Annotated in this window: 3 protein-coding genes; 1 reads left to right on the top strand and 2 read right to left on the bottom strand. The window is 57.9% G+C overall.

Translation table 11 applies throughout. The annotated features are described in order from the left end of the window. Window positions 1-207 precede the first annotated feature (207 nt). The gene (locus PHW69_10090) at window positions 208-1,290 is read left to right on the top strand and encodes a glycosyltransferase family 4 protein (protein ID MDD4005533.1); all 1,083 of its coding nucleotides are present in this window, start codon (window positions 208-210) and stop codon (window positions 1,288-1,290) included. 36 nt (window positions 1,291-1,326) lie between these two features. Here PHW69_10090 and PHW69_10085 read toward each other — a convergent pair whose 3' ends face one another. Beyond that, complete coding sequence (locus PHW69_10085) at window positions 1,327-1,932, bottom strand: hypothetical protein (protein ID MDD4005532.1); 606 nt, start codon at window positions 1,930-1,932, stop codon at window positions 1,327-1,329. After that, window positions 1,929-2,594: ARMT1-like domain-containing protein (locus PHW69_10080; protein MDD4005531.1), on the bottom strand; the 666-nt coding region annotated here is incomplete at its 5' end. The genes PHW69_10085 and PHW69_10080, both read right to left, overlap by 4 nt.

The raw sequence follows: 2,594 nt of genomic DNA, 5'->3' as shown, positions 1-2,594 counted from the left end.
GCCGGAAATATTTTCATAAGGTCTGGCATTTTCCATCTAAACCGCATTTCACAATAAATTATAGCCGTTTCGCCATAGCCCTGCAAATTATACATTGACGGAACGGATCGTTTGTGTTAAACTTACCGCTAGGTAGAATGTTCCCCGCCATTACAAATCTCCGAATATTCCGCCGCTTTTATGACCGGACTCCCAAGTATACTGCACTTGAGCGAAGCCACCGGCTGGACAGGCGGAGCGGCGCAAATGTGCGCGTTATCCTCCCGTCTGAAAACAATGCGGTATCCGGTTTATGTAGGTTGCCCGGCCGGGGGCGCACTCCATAAACGGGTACTCGAACTCGGACTGGCCGCGTTTGATTTCGCGCCGTTTCAGGATTATGATCTGCTGTCAGCATGGAAACTGGCCCGGTTTATTGACAGCAGGAAAATTGACATCGTACATGCCCACCACCCCAGATCGCACGCCGTTGCCCTGATCGCAAAATATCTGTGCGCGCGCAAGCCGGCATTGGTAATAACGCGCAGGGTCAGCCACCCGATGCGGCAATGGCATGTGCTAAGCAGGATCAAATACCACAACGCCCGGATTGACGCCTATGCCGCAGTATCGGAATCAGTCAAAAAAATCCTTGCCGATTTCGGGATCGGGCAGGAACGGATTCATGTCATTTATTCCGGCGTGGACACTGCCCGCTTCCGCCCCATTGCGCCGGATCCGGCGCTGCTGGCGGAGTTGAACACCTCCCTGCCGGTCATCGGTTTAATCGGCAACTACAGCCCTGACAAGGGGCAGACGGTATTGCTCGACGCCGCAGCGCGGGCGCTGAAAAAAGGCGCGCGGGCGGTCTTCCTGTTTGCCGGGCGCGATACCGATTCGCCGTTGCTGCGCCAGGAAGCGCGAAATGCAGGAATTGCCGAGAAATATACCCGCTTTCTCGGGTTTCGCGCTGACGTGCCTCAAATACTGTCGGTTCTGAGCGTAAGCGTTAACGCGGCGGTGAGGGGGGAAGCGCTGTCCGGCTCGATACGGGAAAGCATGGCCATGCGCATTCCCGTGCTGGCCAGCGACATAAGCGGAAACAGGGAAATTGTTATTGACGGAGAAACCGGCGCGCTTTTCGCGCCCGGCGACAGCGGGCGGCTGTCTGAATTGATTATGGACCGGCTGTCCGATCCCGCAGCCGCGCTCGCCCTCGCCGGCTCCGGCCTTAAACTGGTATCGGAAAAATTCACCATTGAACGCAATCTGGAAGCGACGGTGAAATTATACAACGATATACTTGCCTGAGAATTTTTCCGCGCAAAAAACCGGCTAACGCCGGAGTTAATCATCCACGGTGGAAATCATTTCGCCGACCTGCGAATCTTCTTCTTTGATTTCTTCGCGCGTTTTCACTCTTGAAAAAGCGTCGCCCGACGCGCGCGGCACGATGAAATCCGCGCCCGCCCGGCCGGCCTTGCGGCTGGATCCGAACTGCCGGCAGGCTTTGCCCGCATCGCCCCCGCTGGCGGCCAGCTGGCCGAAAAGGCTCCGGTAGGCTGTATGGATGTTTTTAATCGTTTCATCCGAAAAGTCGTTGCCGGCTTCAAACCTGACGACAACACCGTTATCCGCAAACTCGATAACAAGATTAGCGCCGTCAGCGCAGAAAAGAGCCGGAAAACCTTTGACTGCACAAGCCTGCTCCAGCCCGCCGGAGTCGGCTAAAATGCCGTTCAGGCGGCCGAAACGGCCGCGGATATACGCCACGGTATCGGAATCGTCGTCATCAAGCGCGGTATACTGAAGCAGCACGCCCAGTTCCGTCATGCGGAGCGACAGGCCCGTGCCGGCCCGGCAGAAAATTTCAGGAAACGGAGTGTCCGACGCGCACAGGCCCGCCGGAAACACCGGCAGCGCCAGCGCGAAAAAAACCACCGCGCGTTTCATCGCGTTCGCCCCGCCGGCCTGCTGCCTCTTACACGGCGCAGCACATAGGAACCTTCCGCGAGGCCGGCGTGTTTCGCCACTACGGGACATTTGAGCATCAGCATGAAAAAAATATCCCGCTCGCTGCCGGTCAGGCTTTCATAATTGCCCTGGCCTTTGCTGATAACCACGTCCGCCCGGTCGAACACCTGCCGGAATTCCGGCGTGCTGCCCTGCAGAGAAGTGCCCGGAAAATCCGAACCGGAGGTGATAAGCTCGGCCACTTTGCCGAGCCCGGCGGCAAGCGCGTCCTCAAGCAGAGCATCGTTAAGCGCCGGCATGGCGCGCACCGCGTAGGTGAATTTCAGATCCGGGTGCAGGCGCAGGATTTCCTCGATGAGAAGCCGGTCGAAGACCGTTTCGCCCGCGTTGTCGCCAACAATCAGCACCGTGCGCGCCTTTTTCAGCGCGGAGCAAAATGCCGCGTAATCCATAAAAACCCGGCCCTCATGCGCGCCGGGCGCGGACAGAAGCGCGATCTCCGTTTCCACGTCCAGATCGCGCCGCATTCCTGAATCTATTATATTGCCCGCCATGGCGAATTTCAGCGCCAGACGAAGGGGATCGCCCGACTCCGCCACCTGTTTCTTCAGGTTCGGATAGGCCGCCAGCGCGGACCGGGT

It is taken from the genome of Elusimicrobiaceae bacterium, assembly GCA_028700325.1.
Classification (GTDB): domain Bacteria; phylum Elusimicrobiota; class Elusimicrobia; order Elusimicrobiales; family Elusimicrobiaceae; genus JAQVSV01.
This window is presented reverse-complemented; position numbering and strand designations above follow the sequence as displayed.